Annotated in this window: 14 protein-coding genes and 1 pseudogene; 11 read left to right on the top strand and 4 right to left on the bottom strand. The window is 69.1% G+C overall.

Translation table 11 applies throughout. The annotated features are described in order from the left end of the window. Window positions 1-9: 9 nt before the first annotated feature. Both M2157_RS00200 and M2157_RS00195 read left to right on the top strand, forming a co-directional pair. On the top strand, window positions 10-1,158 hold the full coding sequence (locus M2157_RS00200; RefSeq protein WP_280863954.1) for an acyl-CoA dehydrogenase family protein: 1,149 nt from the start codon (window positions 10-12) through the stop codon (window positions 1,156-1,158). Next, window positions 1,155-2,552 (top strand): CoA transferase, encoded by a 1,398-nt coding sequence (locus tag M2157_RS00195; RefSeq protein ID WP_280863953.1) that lies wholly within the window; start codon window positions 1,155-1,157, stop codon window positions 2,550-2,552. Before M2157_RS00200 ends, M2157_RS00195 begins: the two co-directional genes overlap by 4 nt. A gap of 20 nt (window positions 2,553-2,572) precedes the next feature. On the opposite strand, the gene M2157_RS00190 is transcribed toward M2157_RS00195, so the two are convergent. Then, window positions 2,573-3,988 (bottom strand): amidohydrolase family protein, encoded by a 1,416-nt coding sequence (locus M2157_RS00190; protein WP_280863952.1) that lies wholly within the window; start codon window positions 3,986-3,988, stop codon window positions 2,573-2,575. Continuing rightward, entirely contained in the window at window positions 3,981-5,117 is a 1,137-nt protein-coding gene (locus M2157_RS00185) for an enoyl-CoA hydratase/isomerase family protein (protein ID WP_280863951.1), read from the bottom strand. The genes M2157_RS00190 and M2157_RS00185 overlap by 8 nt, the downstream gene beginning before the upstream one ends. A 129-nt stretch (window positions 5,118-5,246) precedes the next feature. Between M2157_RS00185 and M2157_RS00180 the strand changes: the two genes are divergently transcribed. The 4 genes and pseudogenes from M2157_RS00180 to M2157_RS00165 all read left to right on the top strand — a co-directional run. After that, window positions 5,247-6,824 carry a methylmalonyl-CoA mutase family protein gene (locus M2157_RS00180; protein WP_280863950.1) on the top strand — a complete coding sequence of 526 codons (1,578 nt, stop codon included), beginning with the start codon at window positions 5,247-5,249 and terminating at the stop codon, window positions 6,822-6,824. Continuing rightward, window positions 6,824-7,279 (top strand): cobalamin B12-binding domain-containing protein, encoded by a 456-nt coding sequence (locus M2157_RS00175; protein ID WP_280863948.1) that lies wholly within the window; start codon window positions 6,824-6,826, stop codon window positions 7,277-7,279. Before M2157_RS00180 ends, M2157_RS00175 begins: the two co-directional genes overlap by 1 nt. A gap of 61 nt (window positions 7,280-7,340) precedes the next feature. After that, the gene (locus tag M2157_RS00170) at window positions 7,341-8,297 is read left to right on the top strand and encodes an LLM class F420-dependent oxidoreductase (RefSeq protein WP_280863946.1); all 957 of its coding nucleotides are present in this window, start codon (window positions 7,341-7,343) and stop codon (window positions 8,295-8,297) included. Between the two features lie 262 nt (window positions 8,298-8,559). Further along, window positions 8,560-8,661 (top strand): annotated as a pseudogene (locus M2157_RS00165) (polysaccharide lyase family 7 protein); the annotation flags it as partial. 311 nt (window positions 8,662-8,972) lie between these two features. On the opposite strand, the gene M2157_RS00160 reads toward M2157_RS00165, so the two are convergent. After that, window positions 8,973-11,633: a right-handed parallel beta-helix repeat-containing protein gene (locus M2157_RS00160; RefSeq protein WP_280863945.1), complete on the bottom strand. Its 2,661-nt coding sequence runs from the start codon at window positions 11,631-11,633 to the stop codon at window positions 8,973-8,975. Window positions 11,634-11,739: 106 nt separating this feature from the next. After that, the gene (locus tag M2157_RS00155; RefSeq protein ID WP_280863944.1) at window positions 11,740-12,771 is read right to left on the bottom strand and encodes an aldo/keto reductase; all 1,032 of its coding nucleotides are present in this window, start codon (window positions 12,769-12,771) and stop codon (window positions 11,740-11,742) included. 138 nt (window positions 12,772-12,909) lie between these two features. Here M2157_RS00155 and M2157_RS00150 point away from each other — a divergent pair, with 138 nt between their 5' ends. From M2157_RS00150 to M2157_RS00125, 5 genes are all read left to right on the top strand, one after another. After that, window positions 12,910-13,896, top strand: coding sequence for an alcohol dehydrogenase catalytic domain-containing protein (locus tag M2157_RS00150; protein WP_280863666.1), 987 nt, complete (start codon window positions 12,910-12,912; stop codon window positions 13,894-13,896). Beyond that, the gene (locus M2157_RS00145) at window positions 13,893-14,654 is read left to right on the top strand and encodes an SDR family oxidoreductase (RefSeq protein WP_280863943.1); all 762 of its coding nucleotides are present in this window, start codon (window positions 13,893-13,895) and stop codon (window positions 14,652-14,654) included. The genes M2157_RS00150 and M2157_RS00145 overlap by 4 nt, the downstream gene beginning before the upstream one ends. A gap of 1,051 nt (window positions 14,655-15,705) precedes the next feature. Continuing rightward, a complete protein-coding gene (locus M2157_RS00135; RefSeq protein WP_280863942.1) occupies window positions 15,706-17,076 on the top strand; it encodes an ABC transporter substrate-binding protein in 1,371 nt (456 codons plus the stop codon). 1 nt (window position 17,077) lies between these two features. Beyond that, window positions 17,078-18,031: a sugar ABC transporter permease gene (locus tag M2157_RS00130; protein ID WP_280859679.1), complete on the top strand. Its 954-nt coding sequence runs from the start codon at window positions 17,078-17,080 to the stop codon at window positions 18,029-18,031. A 2-nt stretch (window positions 18,032-18,033) separates the two neighbouring features. Then, a complete protein-coding gene (locus M2157_RS00125) occupies window positions 18,034-18,936 on the top strand; it encodes a carbohydrate ABC transporter permease (protein WP_280863941.1) in 903 nt (300 codons plus the stop codon). The last annotated feature ends 12 nt before the right edge of the window (window positions 18,937-18,948 follow it).

Raw genomic sequence — 18,948 nt, 5'->3', positions numbered from 1 at the left:
ACCGGAACCATGCGCCGCGACCTCTTCACCCCCGACCACGACGCGTTCCGCGAACTCGCCCGCGACTTCATCGCCAAGGAGGTCGTCCCGCACTACTCCGACTGGGAGAAGGCCGGGCAGCTGCCGCGCGAGGTGTTCCACAAGCTCGGCTCACTGGGGCTGCTCGGCGTCGCGATCCCCGAGGAATACGGGGGAGGGGGCGTCGCCGACTACCGCTACAACGTGGTCCTCCAGGAGGAGGCCGCCCGCGCCCTGGTGACGCTGGGCACCGTACGCACCCAACTCGACGTGATCCTCCCGTACTTCCTCGCGTACGCGAACCACGAACAGCGCGAGCGCTGGTTCCCGGGCCTGGCCACCGGAAGTCTCCTCACCGCCGTCGCCATGACCGAGCCCGGCACCGGCTCCGACCTCGCCGGCATCCGCACCACCGCCGTACGCGACGGAGACCACTACCTCGTCAACGGCGCGAAGACCTTCATCACGGGCGGTCTCCTCGCCGACCTGGTGATCGTCGTGGCACGTACGTCGACCGACCCGGACGACCGGCGGGCCGGCCTCACCCTGTTCGTCGTCGAGGACGGCATGCCCGGCTTCACCCGCGGCCGCACCCTGGAGAAGATCGGCATCAAAGCGCAGGACACCGTCGAGCTGGCCTTCGACGACGTCCGCGTGCCCATGGCGAACCGGCTCGGCGAAGAGGGCGCCGCCTTCGGCTACCTCGGCCACAACCTGCCTCAGGAGCGGCTCACGGTCGCCGTCGGTTCGGTCGCACAAGCAGCCGCCGCCCTGGAGGCGACCATCGCCTACGTCAAGGAACGCAAGGCCTTCGGGAAGCCGGTCGCGTCCTTCCAGAACACGAAGTTCGAACTCGCCGCCGTGGCAACGGAGATCGAGGCCGCCCAGGCGATGCTCGACCGGGCCGTCCTCGCCCTGGTCGCGGGTGACCTGTCCGGTCCGGACGCGGCGAAGACGAAGCTGTTCTGCACCGAGGTGCAGGCGCGGGCGGTCGACCGGTGCCTCCAACTCTTCGGCGGATACGGCTACATGCAGGAGCAAGCGATCGCCCGGCTGTACACCGATGCCCGGATCACGCGGATCTACGGGGGCACCAGCGAGGTCATGAAGGTGATCGTCGCGAAGTCGCTGGGGCTGTGAACGACCACACGCGGGCCGGCGGCGACGGGCCGTCGACCGTACGGCGCTGGCTGGCCACGATCCACGACGCACCCGGGCCGCTGGCCCCGACCGGGCCGCTGGCCCCGACCGGTCCGCCGATCCCAACCGGGACGGCCGACTGCCCCTGCCGGGACTGGGCCACGTCCGGCGCCATGTCCCTGACCGGTCACGCCTCGGGCCCGCCCGTGCTCTCCCCGGCGAGCGCCGTCCCGTTGCTGCGGGCCGCCGCTTCCGCACTCCAGCCTCTTGGAGCTGCCCTCGCCCACCCGGTCCGTGTGGACCCCCTGGCCCTGCTCACCGGGCGCGCGGGCGCACTGGGGCTGACCCGGCACGGTCGCCTTTCCGCGGGTGGGGCGACCCGGCTGCTGCGGGCGGCGGACGGATGGTGCGCTGTCTCCCTCAGCCGCGCCGACGACCTCGAACTGCTCCCGGCACTCCTGGGGCGCACCGACGTGGACGACCCCTGGCGAGCACTCACCCGGGCCGTGCGGCGCATGCCGGCGGGGGACCTCGCGGAGCGCGCCCAGATGCTCGGTATCCCGGCCGCGGGGCTCCCGCCCGCACCATCGGTCCCTCCCACTCCCTGGCGGGTCAGACGTATTGCGCCCTCGGTACGACCGGTGCCCGGCCGCCGCCCACTGGTCGTCGACCTCTCCTCGCTCTGGGCCGGACCCTTGTGTGCCGACCTGCTGCACCAGGCGGGCGCGCGCGTGATCAAGGTGGAGAGCACCCGTCGCCCCGACGGCACGCGCAACGGCAAGCGCCTCTTCTACGACTGGCTGCACGCCGGCCACGAAAGCGTCGCCGTCGACTTCACCACCCGCGAGGGCCGCACCGCCCTGGCGGCCCTGATCGACGCCGCCGACGTGGTCATCGAGGCCTCCCGGCCACGCGCACTGCGGCAGCTGGGGATGGCCCCGGAACAACGGACACACCGCCCGGGCAAGGTCTGGCTTGCCATCACCGGATACGGCCGTGCACACCCCGACCGGGTGGCTTTCGGGGACGACGCCGCAGTGGCGGGCGGCCTCGTCGGCTGGACGGGCGGCGAGCCCGTGTTCTGCGCCGACGCCGTCGCCGACCCGCTCACCGGTCTTGTGGCCGGGCTCGGAGCACTCGCCTCCCTCGCGACCGGTGGCGGTCACCTGATCGACGTGGCGATGAGGGAGGTCGTCGCGGCCTTCACCGGCGGCCCACCGCTGGCAGCTCACACAGTGCACGGCGACAACGGTGCCTGGAGCGTCCACTGCCCACGGCTGCGGCAGACACACGCCGTACGGTCACCGCTGCCACCTCAACCACGGGGTACTGCAGGGGAGTTGGGGGCGGACACCGTGAGAGTCCTCGACGAGGTGGCGGCGTCACGCCGGTGAACGGTGAGCGTAGGACCACGTCAACGCGGGGGCACGGGGCCATACACCGCCCGGCCTCCGACATATGTGGCCCGTACCAGAGCCGAGTCCAGGTGACGCAGGGCCTCATCGAGGGGTACGTGCAGCAGGACGAGATCGGCGCGCGCCCCGGTGGTGAGACGGCGAGGCGGGCCGCCGGGGTCGCACGGGCGGGACAGCATGCCGCGCAGCACCCGTGCCGGCGAAGTCCGTTCGCCCGGTGCCAGGACTCGTCCTGAGGGTGTCGTCCGGTCCCTGGCCGCTCGCAGACAGGCCCACGGATCCGGATCGCCGTACGGGGCGTCGCTGCCGGGGGCCGTGGTGACGCCGGCGCGCAGCAGGCTTCCGTATCGCCAGAGGTCGGCGTGTTCCGCGGTCGGGGTGCGTTCCAGGTAGGCGTCGCCCCGCCGGGCGATGAACGTCGGTTGTGTGATCACGCGCAGCCGGTGTGCGGCGAGTTCGCGGACGGCCGCGGTATCCGCGAGGGCGCAGTGCTCGATTCGGTCGCGGGCGTGATGTCCGGCTTCGTCGAGTGCGGCGAGTGTGAGGGCGAGCGCGGCGGGGGTCACGCAGTGCACGGCGACGGGGCGGCGCGCGGCATGGGAGGCGGATATCTCCCTTACGAGGGCGGCGAGTTCCGGCAGCTCGTGGTCGGCGACCACCAGCTTGCGGGCGCCGAGCCGCAGCCGTGGGTGGCTGACAGGTGCAGGTCGGTGCGCGGCCAAAGACGTGACGTACTGGGGCAGCTCGCCCCGGTGCAGTGCACCGGCCAGTACGGGCACGGCGGCTGAATCGGGGGTCGCGTCCGTGACGTGAGTGATCCCGAAGGCGGCCAGCCGGGCGCCGATGGCGGTGAGGGAGGGCGGACGGGCGCCGATGCGCTCGCCCAGCCAGCCGTCCACGCGCCAGAGCCGTCCCGTCGCGCGGCCGGAGTCGTCCCGCTCCACCCCGGGTGGGGCGGCGGTCGAGTCGGCGCCGAGGCGTTGCAGGCCTGCGGAGTTGACCACCCACAGGGCACCCGAACGGTGCTGCACCCGCACTGGCCGCCCGTCGGCCCAGGTGTCGAGAATCTCCCTGTCCAGTGGGCCGTGCGCGCCGTCGTCGTAGCCAGTCGCTCGGATCCAGCCATCCGGACCGGGGGTTGCGCCGCGGACTGTCCGGCCGAGTGTGGCGGCCGTGCGCCCCGACAGATCGACGGACGCGGCCTGCGCGGCCATCGCGGTCAGATGCAGATGGTGATCGGCAAGGCCCGGGAGCAGGGCGCCACCGCCGCCGTCCACCACGTTTTCACCCGGTGCGGCCCGCAGGCGGGGCGCGAGGGCGACGATGCGCCCGCCCCGTACGCGGCAGTCGCCCTCATGACCGGGCGCCACTTCCACAGACCTGAACAAGGCGGAGCCGCCCGGGAGTTCAGCCATGCGGCACACCATCGACGATCCCGCTCCCTTGTAGCGTGGCCGCGTCGAGCCCCTCCACCTCGTCCACCAACCCCCACCGCAATGCCGTCCCCGCGCCGATTTCCTCCCCGGTCAGCATCAGCCACGCCGCCCGCCACCGGCCCACCCGGCGGGTGACGCTGACCGTGCCGCCGGCTCCCGGAATCAGCCCCATCGACAGCTCGGGGAGGCTGAAGCGCGTATCGGCCGCCGCGGTCACCAGGCCCGCGAACGCGGCGAGTTCGAGACCCGCACCGATCACGGGCCCGTGCACCCGCACCCGGACCCGGTCGCGCACCGCGTCCAGGAGGCGCCACGGCGCACGATCGAGCCGGACGACGTACGCCGCCACGGGATCGCGAGCGGAGCCGAACTCGGCCAGATCGCCGCCGCTGCAGAACGCCGGCCCCGCGCCCTGGAGTTCGACCCGCTCGATGCCGGCATCCCACACCGCCGCTTCCAACGCTGCGTACAACTCCTCGCGCATCAGGGCCGACAGCGCGTTGCGCCGCTCCGCATGGTCCAGCTCGATCGTGAGCAGTCCGCCGTCGCGCGTCGCCCGTACGAGAGGCCCCACCGGAGCAGCGGGGCGCGGAGCCGGCCGCTCGGCGAGCCATCGCGCGAACTCAGGTCCGCCGAGCAGCATGGAGTACACGGCGGCCTCCGCCGCGAGACCCCGCACCGTGTCGAGGCAGGCCGTCTGTCGCAGCAGATGCCCGAGGGCCAGGCCCGCCCCGAGCCGGTGCGCGACAGCCTCCTCGAGCTGGTCGTACGCCTCCCCGACGTGCGCAACCGGCATCAACTCCGGCCGTTCGGCGACGACATCGGGCCCGGCCAAGGTCAGGGTCAGGGCGTCGAGCAGCGGGGCGAGGCGCTGCGGCGGCGTGTGCCGGGCCACGCCGACGACCATCGGCAGCATCCCCCGTACAGCCGTGGCGCACCGGACGATCTCCGTGTCACCGGCGGCGTGCCACCGATCGAGATCCAGAAAGTGCAGCACCCGACCCGGCACTCCCTCCGGGCCCGGCAGCAGACCGGCGTCGGCGGCGACCCGTGCCGCTGACACGGTCGTGCCCTCCCACTCCGGGAAACCCGCGTTCTCCCAGTTCATCCCGCAAGGGTAGAACGTGAGTTGAGGCCTCCGACAGTCCTGTGCGTGACGCTTCCAGTCGCGGATCAATGCTCTTATTCTCGATATCGGTATTGGCGTTCTCGCATGTTGCAAGTAACGTATCCAGCGATGGACGCCTCCTCGCACACCTTGTCGGGCATCCCGCTCAAGCCGGTCTACGGACCGCAGGACCGTGATGCCGAGCCGCCCCCGCCGGGCAGCTATCCCTTCACCCGCGGCAATTACGCGACCGGTTACCGGGGCCGCCTGTGGACTCTGCGCCAGTACTCGGGCTTCGGCACCGCCGAGGAATCCAACCGGCGTTACCGCTACCTCCTCGACCAGGGAGGCACCGGCCTGTCCGTGGCCCTGGACCTGCCCACCCAGTGCGGATACGACTCCGACGACCCCGAGGTGGCCGAGGAAGTGGGCCGGGTCGGTGTCGCCGTCGACACCCTCGCGGACGCCGAGGTGCTCTTCGACGGGATACCGCTCGACCGGATCAGCACCAGCTTCACGATCAACGGTACCGCCGCGATCCTCCTCGCCTTCTACGTGGCGGCGGCAGAACGCAAGGGCGTGCCGCGGGAGAAGCTCACCGGCACCATCCAGAACGACATTCTCAAGGAGTACGCCTCGCGCGGCACCTGGATCTGGCCCGCAGATCCGTCCCTGCGCCTGATCGCGGACACCATCGAGTTCTGCGCCGCCGAGGTGCCGAGATTCAACGCGATCTCGGTCGCCGGAGCGCACTTCCGCGACGCGGGAGCCAACGCTGTGCAGGAGATGGCGTTCACGCTGGCCGACGGAGTCACGTACTGCGACACGGTCCTCGCGCGCGGCCGGATGACCATCGACCAGTTCGCGCCGCAGGTCTCGTTCTTCTTCTACACGCACGGCGACTTCTTCGAAGAGATCGCCAAGTACCGTGCCGGACGCAGGCGTTGGGCCAAGATCGTGCGCGAGCGCTACGGGGCGGGCAGCGACAAGGCCGCGATGTTCCGCTTCGGCTGCGTGGCGGGCGGAGCCTCCCTGTACGCGCCGCAGGCCCGCAACAACACCGTGCGCGTCGCCTACGAGGCGCTCGCTTCCGTGCTCGGCGGCGTGCAGTCGATGTTCACCGCAGCCTGGGACGAGCCGTTCGCGCTGCCCAGCGAGGAGTCGGCCACCCTCGCCCTGCGCACCCAGCAGATCCTCGCTCACGAGACCGGTGTCACGCGCGTCGCCGACCCGCTCGGGGGCTCGTACTTCGTCGAAGCGCTCACCGACGCCACGGAGGCCCGCATCGTCGAGATCATGGACGACCTCGACGCCCACGGCGGCATGGTCCGCGCCATCGAGGACGGCTATCTGCAAGGCCTCATCGCCGACGAGGCGTACCGCATCCACCAGGCGACCGAGTCGGGCGAGCGGCCGGTCGTGGGCGTCAACCGTTTCGTCACCGACGAACCCGCGCCGGAAATCGCCACCTACGAACTCGATGCCAAAGGGCGCCAGCTGCAGCTCGACCGGCTCGCCCGGGTCAAGGCGGAACGCGACCCCTCGGCCGTACGGGGCTCACTCGCCGCGCTGGCTCGCGCTGCCGAAGGGACGGACAACCTCATGCCCGTGCTCGTCGACTGCGCCCTCGCGTACTGCACGGTCGGAGAGATGGTGACCGCGCTGAAAGATGTGTGGGGCGAGTTCCGGCAGCCGGTGGTGTTCTGATGGCCGGGGCCCGCATCCTCGTCGCCAAACCCGGACTCGATGGACACGACCGAGGAGCGAAGATCGTCGCGCGTGCGCTGCGCGACGCAGGCTTCGAGGTCATCTTCACCGGCATCCGGCAGCGCATCGACGACATCGTCGCCACCGCGGTCCAGGAGGACGTCGCGGTGGTCGGACTGAGCATCCTGTCCGGCGCCCATCTGGCGCTGACCCGCCGCACGGTGGAAGCACTGCGTGCCGCAGGCGCCGAGGACATCGCGGTCGTCGTGGGCGGCACCGTCCCGGCGGGCGACGTACCCCGGCTCCTCGACGCAGGGGCGGCCGCGGTCTTCCCGACGGGCGTCCCACTGGACGAACTCGTCCACGAGATGCGCAAGGTGGCAGCCCAGGCGGACGCGGCGGCCCTGGGCCTCGGGGGCGCCGCGTCACCCGCCCCATCCGACCGGGCCGTGTGAGCCGCCCCCTGCGCGCCGCACGGGCCGCAGCGACAGCCCCGAACCAGCAGGAGGACATACCGTGCGCACAGGCGTGATGATCGGCCCCGAGCGCGGTGACAGCGCCCGCAAAGCCGCCCGCATGCTCGACGATGTCGTGTGGGCCGAGGCGGCGGGACTCGACACGGTGTGGGTCCCGCAGATCCCCACCGACTTCGACGCGCTGACCGCCGTGACCCTCATGGGGACGCGCACCACCCGTATCGAATTGGGCACCGCCGTGGTGCCGTTGCAGGCGCAGCACCCGATCGCCCTCGCCCGGCAGGCTCTTTCCGCCCACGCGGCCACCGGCGGCCGGCTCGCCCTCGGTGTCGGCCCCTCGCACCACTGGGTGATCCGCGACATGCTCGGCCTGCCGTACGAGAAGCCTGCCGGTCTTACCCGCGACTACCTCGACGTCCTCGACGCGGCACGCGCAGCCCCCGGTCCGGTCGACGTCGAGAACCCCACCTTCAACGTCCACAACCCGCTCGACATCGGGCCGGTGACCGCGCTGCCCGTCCTCGTCGCCGCACTGGGGCCGGTCATGCTGCGTCTCGCCGGCGAACGCGCGGACGGCACAGTCCTCTGGATGGCCGACGAGCGCGCCATCGCCGACCACGTCGTTCCCCGCATCACGAAGGCCGCCGAAGCCGCCGGCCGCCCCGCCCCGCGTATCGTGGCCGGTGTCCCCGTCTGTCTGTGCGAGCCCTCGCGGGTCGACGAAGCCCGCGAGCGCGCCAACCGCATTCTCGGCGAGGCCGAGATTTCTCCCAACTACCAGCGCCTTCTCGAGCAGGGCGAAGCCCGCGACATCGGCGACCTGTGCGCGGTGGGCGACGAGAAGGCGATCCTGTCCCGTCTGCGCCGCTTCGCCGACGCGGGCGCCACCGACCTCTCGGTGCGCCTGCTTCCGATCGGGGACGACCGCGAGGAACTGATTGCCTCCAAGTACCGGACCCGCGAACTGATCGCGACGCTGGCAGCGGAGCTTCGCTGAGAGGACATCCTGCCGCATTGGACGGTCACCTCCGGCTGGGCCTGACTGACGTAGAGCACGACCGTCTTTTCCATGCGGCGTGGCGAGGGGCGGGGTGATGAACATGCGCCATCGCCAGGACGTGGTCTGGATGAGGACGACGCCGACACCGGAGACGGGCGCCGTACACGCCGAAGGCCCGGCCCCGCTCGGCGGGTTCGCTGAAGGTGAGCGTCAGGGGTGACAGGGCCGGCGGTGCGAGCAGCGCCGCGCAGGCGCCTGCCAGATCCACCTTGGGGCTGGCGGCTCCTCCACGAAGCCTCTGTTGGAGCTGTGCTACCGCTCCAACGGCGACATCGTGCCGGGCACGGAGAACTCTCCCGCTACCTCTCCGAAGCCTCCATGGCCGAACTCTTCACCACCCAGCCAATCGAACCCGAACCGCAGATCACCCCACAACCGGAAAGCAGTTGCCGTGACTACACCACCCCGCCGGACGTGACCACACCGCCCTGGGCAAGCAGGCCGTGCGGGGCGAGCGTACGCCCGCTCCGCACGGCTGGTTGGTCGGCGACAGGTCACGCTTGGTGCTCTGGTGCTCTGGTGCGCCTGCGGCCAGATTCCGTGAACCGTCAGTCTGTCGGCGCACTGGAGAACACCTTGCCGCGCCCGTCGTCGGCCCTCCGTGAGCGGCGTCTACGGCGTCGTTGCGCCTGTTACGGCGCCGGAGTCGAACTGGTTGATCGCCGATTGGGCGGTGTCGTGGGACGTGGAGAAGATGCCCGCGTCCTGCTTCGCTGCGGCGGAGGCCAACGTCACGGGCTGACCGACCGGGACATAGTTGGCACCGTCGTAGGAGTACGAGGCGCTGAATGACGTGCCCGATCGGGTGAGCTTCACCCAGATGGGGCGGTAGATGTCGACGCCGGCGCGGGCCTCGGTGTCCAGGTACCCGTCGCCGTTGGCGTCCCACTCGAACACGACGCCGTTGCGGGCGGTCACCGCGACGACGGCATACCCGGCCGACTCTCCCGCCTTGGTCATGTCGTTGCGGACCATGACCCCGGACTTGGCCCAGGCGTTGGCGTCGTTGACCGACACCACCCGGGTGGACACGCTCGAGTCGGCGTGGAACGAACCGGCCCGGTAGATCGATCCGAACTGGTCGTCGCGTTGACCGCCGGCGCCCCACACATCGGCGCCGGCCGCCGCGATGCCGAAGCTGTCGCCGCTCTGGCCGAAGTACGAGCTGACGGCGGAGCCTGCGGCAGTGGCGAGGCCGGGTGCGACCGGTGCATGAACCGCGCACCCGCTGAAGCCGAACTGGTTGGCGTTGAGCGATGTCCGGTACTTCGGAGCGACACCTGCCTGGCAGATCACGTCTCGTGCGCCCGCGGGCCAGTTGGCGCCGGCGACCTTCACGTTGTTGATCAGCTTGTTGTTGTGGGCCTCGGCGTTCGGTGTCGACGCTCCGCCCGAGTTGTACCAGTTGTTCTGGATGATGTTGTCGCTGGTGTTGTTGCGGAGGCTGTAGGCGTTGGTGAAGAGGAAGGAACCGCCTTGGACGACGTTGTTCTCGTACGTCATCGAGCGCGAGCCCTCGTCGAGGTAGAGGCCGACGCCTGAGATGTTGAACAGGTAGTTCTTGGCGACCACGGTCCCGGGGCTGGCGGAGAGGTTGTAGACCGAGCCTCCGTCGGCGAAGCGTGCCTTGGTGTTGTGCACGAGGTTGCCCTCGACGCGGTTGTCCCTGAGCGTGGTCGGCGTCGTGTAGAGCGTGTTCCACTTGTAGTAGCCGCGGTCGACGTAGTCGTTCGATCCCCCGGCGTCGTTGATGCCCCAGCCGTAGCCGGTGTCGATACCGTCGTAGGGGACGTTGGAGACCTCGTTGTGCAGGATGCGGGCGTTGGTGACGTAGGTGCTCAGGATGCCGCTGTTGTCCTTGTAGTCCACCGCCACGCGATTGATCGTGTTGTCGGAGATCAGGATGTCCCGGTTGGTCATCCTCGGGTCGCTGGGGTGGTGTGCGTCAGGCAGTACGCCGCCGACCGCGATGCCGTGCCCGCTGTTCTCCGTGAACCGGTTGCCGACCACGTCGATGTCGCTGGCGCCCAGGCCGACGCCGGTCACCGTGGCGTTGGCGTCGTTTCCGACGCCCAGGGCCGACTGGCCGAGGTTGGTGAACGTGTTGCCGGTGAACGAGATGCGGCTGGCAGCGGAGACCTGCACGGCGGCGGGCTCCTGGTACCAACTGGTGCGGGCTCGCTCGAACATCTCACATCCGCGTGAGCAGCTGGTGAAGGCGTCAGCGGGGCGGTAGTCGTAGGTGCCCTTGATGAAGAGGCCGTTCTGCTGGTCGGCATACCCGTCGGTCGAGGGGCCGAGCCAGGAGGTTCCGGAGAACTGGATGCCCTTGAAGGCAAGGCCGGTCACCGGCTTGCCGTACGTCCCGCCGATGCTGATCAGTGTCTCCAGGCGGGGCAGTTCGATGTCGAGCCGGTTGGGGTCGACGCCGTTCGCCGGCTTGTAGTAGAGCTTGCCGGCGCCCGGATCTATGTACCACTGGCCGACCTGGGTGAGGAAGCTCAGTGAGTTGTCCAGGTACCAGCTCGGGCCGGCCAGGAATGAGTTCTGGACGGTGTCCCAGCCCCACGTGTTGTTGTCCCACGCCGGCTGCGCCATCTTGATCTCGGTGGCGCTGATGCTCTGCACCGGCGAGTAGCGGTTCGTGAAGTCGCCGAGGGACTCGAACTCGATGCGTCCCTGGTCGGGGAGCGTGGCGAGGTAGCTCAGGGCCGGGTTCTTGATGGTGAGACCGGTTGCGGTGGGAGTGACGTCCGCGTTGGCCAGGCGGATGGCGGCGCGCGGGGCGATCACGCCGTTCACGTAGAGCTGGCGGGTGTCGAGGCCGCTGGGGGTGTCCGCCTCCCAGATGCCTGCCCCTGCCTCGGACTTGGACCAGCCGGTGACTTTCGAGGCGCCGGTGATGACGGGGTGCGCGCCCGGGGCGGCGTTCCAGTGGATGGTGTGCTCACCGCCGTCATTGCCGGGTCCGAACCGCAGGGGCTCGGAGAGGCGGTAGGTGCCGTCGGCGAGCTGAACGCTCACGTCACCGTGTTTGGCGGCGGGGCCGACCACGTGCTGGGCCCGCTCGAGCGAGCACGGCTGCGACTGGCTGCAGTGTCCGGAGTCCTTGCCGTCCGGCGCTGCGAAGTACACCGTCCGAGGCGCGGCTTGTGCTTGCAGGGGATTGAGCGCTGAGGCGATGACGGCGCAGACGCCGAGGGCTGCCAGGGTGCTCGCCCTGCGCCTCCATCGTCTGCTCACCGAGCGGGTCGAGTCTGACGTCGATGTCATGTTCGATCGCTTCCTGTGACTGGGGCGTTGATGCCCGCCACAGGGTTAGCATACGTATGATGTTTGCGACAAGATTCGTACGATGTTTACTTGAGCCTCTGAAGTACTAGCTTGTGCGGGTGGGGTCCGGGACGAGTCCTGTGAAGTGCAGCTCTTCCCAGAGTGCCTCGGGGATCACGGCCCGATAGCGTGCGACATTGCTTCGCACGTGCTCCTGAGTGCGCATCCCTGTCACCACCGACGTGACCGCGGGATGGCGCAGCGGGAACTGGATGGCAGCCGCCGGGAGTTCCACCCCGTGCCGCTCACAGACCGCGGCGATGCGGGCGGCACGTTCGACGACGGCCCGCGGCGCTGCCCTGTAGTCGTAGGTCGCCGAGCCGTCCACGGCCGTAGTGCTCAGCAGTCCGGAGTTGTAGACCGCCGCGGCGACGACGCCGACGCCGCGGGCGCCGGCGACGGGGAGCAGGTCGTCCAATGCCGATTGATCAAGAAGGGTGAACCGCCCGGCGACCATCACCACATCGACGTCGGTCCGCCTCACGAACTCGGCCAGCATCGCCGCCTGGTTCATGCCGGCGCCAATGGCACCGACGACGCCCTGGTCCCGAAGCTCGGCCAGAGCGGCGATCCCGCTCGACGATGCCGCACTCCAATGGTCGTCAGGATCGTGCAGGTAGGCGATGTCGAGCCGGTCCGTCCCGAGCCGAGCCAGTGACTCCTCCACGGAGCGAAGGATCCCGTCGCGGCTGAAGTCCCAGACGCGCCGTTTCGTCGCCGGCACGATGAACCCGTCGTCGTCGAGCCGGTGACTTGTGTCCGGGCTGTCCACGAGCAGGCGCCCGACCTTCGATGAGATGACCACATCCTGCCGAGCGGCCGCGTGCAGGGCGCCCCCCAGGCGGCGTTCGGACAGCCCGAGGCCGTAATGCGGTGCGGTGTCGAAGTAGCGGATCCCTTCCTCGGCTGCGGTTTTGACGGCGCGATGCGACTCGTCGTCGGTCGTCTCGGTGAACAGGTTGCCGAACTGGGCTGCACCCAGGCCCAACTCCGTGAGCCGGTGCCCGGTTCGCAGTCCTCGGGTCGGCAGCGTCTGTTGCGTTGATCTGTGGGCGCGCGGTGGTTGCTTGCTGGTCATGACACCGACTATAACGGCGACAGCATACGTATTATGTTTCGTGTGGGGCTGCGCGGGGCTGTGGGCCCGCGCGTCCTGCGACAGGGCAAGAAGGAGCCGATCGGCATGTTGGCAGCAAGTTACGTAGGCGCGCGCACGATGACGGTCGAGGAGCGGGAACCAGCCGAACCGCGTGCAGGGGAGGTCCAAGTCGCCGTGGCGTATGTCGGAATCTGCGGAACGGACCTCCACGTCTTCCACGGGGACATGGACGGTCGGGTCAGCAAGCCGGCGACGATCGGACACGAGATGTCAGGCACGATCGTCGCCCTCGGCGCCGGCGTGGAGGGCTGGTCGGTGGGTGATGCGGTGACCGTCATGCCGCTGGCCTGGGACGGCACCTGTCCGGCCTGTCGCGCGGGGAACGAGCACATCTGCCAGAACCTGGACTTCATCGGCATCGACAGCCCCGGAGCCCTTCAGGAGCGCTGGAATGTACCGGCGTCGACACTTGTGCGGCTGCCCTCGGAGATGTCGCTGCGAGACGCAGCGCTCGTGGAGCCGGTCGCGGTGGCCGTTCACGACGTGCGGCGTTCCGAACTCGCCGCAGGCAGCAAGGCGGTCGTTATCGGTGCGGGCCCGATCGGCGTTCTGATCGCGATCGTCGCTGCCGCGTTCGGTGCCGAGGTCGTGATCGCCGAGATCGACCCGACCCGGCGGGCCGCCGCCGAGGACATGGGGCTGACGACGCTGGACCCCTCATCGGTCGATCAAATCGCCTGGGTGGAGGAATGGACGGACGGCGCCGGAGCGGACGTCGTGTTCGAAGTCTCCGGCTCGGCCGCCGCCGTGCTCGGCGCCACCAGCCTGGCGAAGGTCCGCGGCACGCTCGTGGTGGTGGCCATCCACTCGCAACCGCGGCCTATTGACCTGCACCGCGTGTTCTGGCGGGAGCTGAGGTTGCTCGGTGCACGGGTCTACCAGCGTCACGACTTCGAGCGCGCCATCGAGCTCCTGGCCGAGGGCGCCATCCCGGCCCAGAACCTCATCACGGGCATCGTGTCCCTGAATGAGCTCGAATCGGCCTTCGGTGTCCTCGAGGCCGGGCAGGCCATGAAGCTGCTCGTCGAGGTGAGCGCGTCATGAACCCGTTCGACCTGACCGGGCGCCTCGCCGTCGTGACGGGGGCCAAGCGCGGAATCGGCTTCGCCGTCGCCGAGGCTCTGGCCGCTGCCGGTGCCGACATCATCGGACTCTCCGCCACCCTCGATCCGGAGTCATCGGCGATCGGCGACCGCGTGCGCCGGCTCGGCCGCGAATTCTCGGGACACCGCGTCGACTTCGCGGACCGGCGCCAGGTGATCCGGATCGCCGAGGAACTCGCCGCAGGCGAGCGCCCGGTGGACATCCTGGTCAACAACGCCGGGACCATCCGCCGGGCTCCCGCTGCCGAGCACCCTCTGGAATGGTTCGACGAGGTGCTCGAAGTCGACCTCACGAGCACGTTCGTACTCAGCCAGGCTCTCGGGCGGCGGATGCTGGACGCGCAGCACGGACGCATCGTCTTCACCGCCTCCCTGCTCTCTTTCCAGGGCGGGATCAACGTGCCGGGCTACGCGGCGGCCAAGTCCGGCATGGCGGGACTGATCCGGGCGCTCTCGAACGAGTGGACTGGATACGGTGTGACTGTCAACGGCATCGCACCGGGCTACATCGCGACCGACAACACCCAAGCGCTTCAGGACGACCCTGACCGGTCCCGCGCGATCCTTGAGCGGATACCGGCGGGGAGATGGGGAACACCGGAGGACCTTGCAGGCGCCGCTGTGTTCCTGGCCTCGGACGCCGCGCGCTACGTCTCCGGGACGATCCTGCCGGTCGACGGCGGCTGGCTCGGCCGATGAGGCGCTGCGAACGCCCGCCGGCGGTGACAACGCTCCGGCGGAAAGCGGTGAGGGCAGTCTGATGGGCGGGCACGTGCTGACCGTCGGGGAGACGACGGCGCTGTTGCGCGCCGCCGACATCGGCGACCCCGCGGAGGTGACCGGCGCCCGCAGCGCGACCGGTGTGCGGACAGCAACGTTGCCACGGGCCTCAGCCGGCTCGGTATTCAGGCGGTCGGGGTGAGACGAGTCGGCGCCGTCGCCCTCGGTCGGCGGGCCGTTCGCGCCATCGCAGGGCAGGGTGTTCGACGCGAGAGTCACCGTCGATCCCGACGTACCGGATGCGCTGGTTGCAGACGGGCTGTCGATGCCCTGCGATTCGGCGGAGCTGGAATCGCAGGGGCCCGTGTGGCGTGAAGGGCGGGCCCGGCCATCGCAGGCGGTGGACCACCAGCGCATTCTGCAGGCGCTCGCGGACGGCCTCCGGCTCGGTCAAGGACCGCTGACCTGCGAGGAGCCGGCCGTTCTGTTCCGCATGGATGTGGCGCCGGCGGGTGGAGCCGCTGCGGTCGTAGGCGAGGCGTCGGGTTACGCGAGGCCGGCTCGCCGAGTTGGCGCCGGGTTGGTTCACGCTTGCCCAGGGTGTCGCCGGGCAAGTCCGCGGGTGCCCATCAGGTGAGCGAAAGGGCCGACGTCGCCTCTCGCGGATCACTGCGCGCAACAGGTCCTGGAGCTCACCGACCAGTGGTCGTGCCGGCGTGGGCAGAACGCACAGATCCGGTCCTGCGGCGGGAAGCCGGCGGTCAGCGCCCGCAATTGATGGCGTCGACGGGGTGGCGGATCACTATCGCCCGGTGGCGGTGGGCCTCCGGCTGAGCGGCTCAATCACCCGTCGATGCGGCCGAGTTGAAGTCCCGGCGTGAGCACGTACAACACGGCAACAGAGTCGCGGGATTTCGGTTGGTTTCGCGACCTGGAACTGCGAGCGAATCAAGTGATGACAGACATCATACGTATGCTCTACAGTCCTGGCGCAGAGTCGTCAACGAAGTCGACAAGACAAGGACATCCCATGGTCGGAACCCACACTGTGGTGCGTTCGCGCCGTAAGGCGTCGACCGTCGCCGTACTGTGCGCAGCAACGGCGCTCCTGGCCCTCGCTGGGTGCGGCGGGGAAGGCAGCTCGGCGAACGGGGCGTACGGCTTTCCCGAAGCCAAGCAGGAAACCTCCTCGACGATCACCGTCTGGGTGGACGCGGACCGCCAGGCTGCCGCGAAGGCGTTCCAGACGGAGAACCCGGACACCAAGATCAAGATCGTCACCTATGACGGGTCGGCCAACGGGTCCAACTCCTTCCGGACGAAGATGCAGCTCTTCGACCGCGCCGGTAGCGGCTGGCCCGACGTCGTCTTCTCCAGCCAGAACAACGACGCGGCATGGGCCAGCCAGAAGAGCGGCGGCAAGCAGGCGTTCGCGGCCGTGTTGGACAAGGGCCTGGTCCCGAAGGGCACGCTCAGCAACTTCACCCAAGGCTCGCTCGACCCGTGCACGGTGGACGGCCGCGTGTACTGCCTGCGCAACGACCTCGCCCAGGCGGTGCTCTGGTACGACAAGTCCCTGCTGGAGCAGTTCGGCTACGCCCTCCCGACCACGTGGGAGGAGTACCAGGCGCTGGGGGAGAGGGTCGCCAAGGAGCACCCCGGCTACATCATCGGGACGGCTGGGGACGCCTGGACGCCCGAGGTGTTCATGTGGGCGAGCAAGTGCCAGGCCAATGACGTGCCCGGCCCCAAGTCCCTCACGGTGAAGACCGACTCGACCGAGTGCAAGCGGGCGGCCTCGATGCTCGACGCCCTCCGCCAGAACGGGACCGTGCCGGTGGTCAGCGTGTTCACTCCCGAGTTCTTGAAGAAGTACTCAGGCAAAGTGCTGATGATGCCGGGTCCGGCCTGGTACGCCGGCGCGATCTTCAACAACCCACAGTCGCTCAACATGTCGGCCGGCCACCTCGGCGTCGCCGCGCCGCTGCCGTGGAAGGGCGAGAGCGAGGCGGTCACGGGCAACGTGGGTGGCGGAACCTGGTTCATCTCCAGCCACTCGAAGAACCTGAAGGCCGCCGAGAAGTTCGTCCAGTTCGTCACCACGGCCGACGAGTACCAGGTCGATGTCGCACCGGGTTACCCGGCGTACGCGCCCGCCGCGAAGAAGTGGATAGCCAAGCAGGAGGCGAGCAAGTATTACGCCACCTCGCTGCAGCCGGTGGAGACCGCAGCGTCGCGCGTCTGGGATGGCTGGGGTTACCCCACGTTCAGCCAGGAGGCGATATGGGCGAAGACGATGACCCCAGGTATCACGGGCGGCAAGTCGATCGTGGACCTGCTCCCGACCTGGCAGAAGGCGATCGAGAACCAGGCCGAGGTCAACGGATACAGGGTGAAGTGACATGACCCTCGCTCCTCCGAGTGACCAGCCGACCGCTGACGCCTCCGGGCGTCGGCGGTCAGGCCGGGGCAGAGGCCGACCGGCCGGCCGCACCTTCGCTCGCAGTCCGATCGGCTACCTCTTCGTATCGCCCTACGCGCTGCTCACCATCGTCTTCGGCATCGCCCCCTCGCTCTACGCAGTACTACTGGCCTTCACGAACGCCGACGGTGGATTCGCCGGCTTCGACAACTTCACCAAGGTCGTCGGTGACTTCCGGTTCTGGCCGGCCGTGTTCCACGTGACCACCTACCTCATCATCTGGCTCCTCGGGCTGGTCATCTTCGTCGTCGGCCTGGCGTTGGTGGTCCACGCCATCAGCGTGCGGTGGGTGAGCACGACCCTGCGCTTCGTCTACTACCTGCCCGGCGCGCTCGCGGGCGCGTCCAGCGTCCTGTTGTGGCTCTTCGTCCTCGATCCGACGGCGAGCCCCGTCAGCGGTCTCCTCAGCGCGATGGGATTCGACAGCTTCGTCCAGGTGATCCAACCCGGCAACCTTCCGGCGATCTTCGCCATCATCGCGTTCTGGACCGGAGCCGGCGGGTGGATCATCATCATGTACGGCGCCCTCAACAACATCAGCACCGAAGTGATCGAAGCCGCCCGCATCGACGGCGCGAACGCCGTCCAGATCGCGTTGCGGATCCAGCTTCCGATGCTGCGCAAATGGGTTGCGTACATGGGAGTCATGTCGCTCGCGGCCGGCACCCAGCTGTTCGTCGAGCCACAGCTGCTCAGCCAGGCCAGCAACGCAGTGGTGCCCAACGACTACTCGCTCAACCAGCTGGCTTACCAGTACGCCTTCCAGCAGAACGACTTCAACGGCGCGGCCGCGATCTCGCTGATCCTGCTGGTCGTCGCACTCCTGCTGTCCTGGGTGTTCGTGACTCGCGGCGACCTCTTCGAGAAGGAATGACCATGACAGCACTCTCCGCCGGACGCCGCCGGCCGAGCCTCAGCGGATGGAGCGGACGGTCCATCGCCGGCGTCCTGCTCGCCGTCTTCGTCCTGTTCTTCGCCATCCCGATCCTCTGGCTGCTCCTCGCGGTCACGAAGTCCTCGAAGACGCTCGTCGTCGCCGACCCGTTCTCGCTCGGCTCGTGGTCGGACTTCGTCGCCAACTGGCATCAGCTGTTCGACTTCCAGGACGGGGCGGTGACCACCTGGATCGGGAACTCTGCGCTCTACGCGATCGGCGCTCTGGTGATCACGCTCCTCGTGAGCATCCCCGCCGGCTACGCCCTCGCGCTCACGGAGTTCAGGCTTCGCCAGGCGCTGCTCGTGCTGACACTCGTCGTCATGCTGATCCCCAGCACCGCACTGGTGCTGCCCATCTTCCTCGAACTGAACAGCGTCGGCCTGATCGGAAGCCCGCTGTCGGTGATCCTGCCCATGTCGTTCTTCCCGTTCGGCGTCTACCTCACCTACATCTACTTCTCGACCAGCATCCCCCGTGACATCCTCGCAGCCGCGCGCATCGACGGCTGCAACGGTTTCCAGGTCTTCACCCGAGTCGCCCTTCCGCTGGCCGCCCCGATCGTCGCCCTGGTGGCGTTCTTCAGCTTTGTCCAGAACTGGAACAACTTCTTCCTCCCGTTCGTGATGCTGCCCTCGAGCGACGGCTACCCGATCCAGGTCGGACTCACCTCGCTACTGGCCTCAACCCCGGCCTTCAATCCCAGCTCCGCAGGATCCGACTCCGTCCAGCTGCCCACCTTGGCGCTGGGGACGATCGTGTCGATCCTGCCCGTCCTGGTCGTCTTCCTGTTCTCCCAGCGATTCCTGGTCGCAGGCATGACAGCGGGAGGAACCAAGGAATGACCGGTCGCACAT

Origin of the sequence: Streptomyces sp. SAI-127, assembly GCF_029894425.1 — a bacterium.
Taxonomy (GTDB): Bacteria; Actinomycetota; Actinomycetes; order Streptomycetales; family Streptomycetaceae; genus Streptomyces.
Note: the sequence above shows the minus strand (reverse complement) of the source record. Positions and strands in the feature narration are given on the sequence as shown.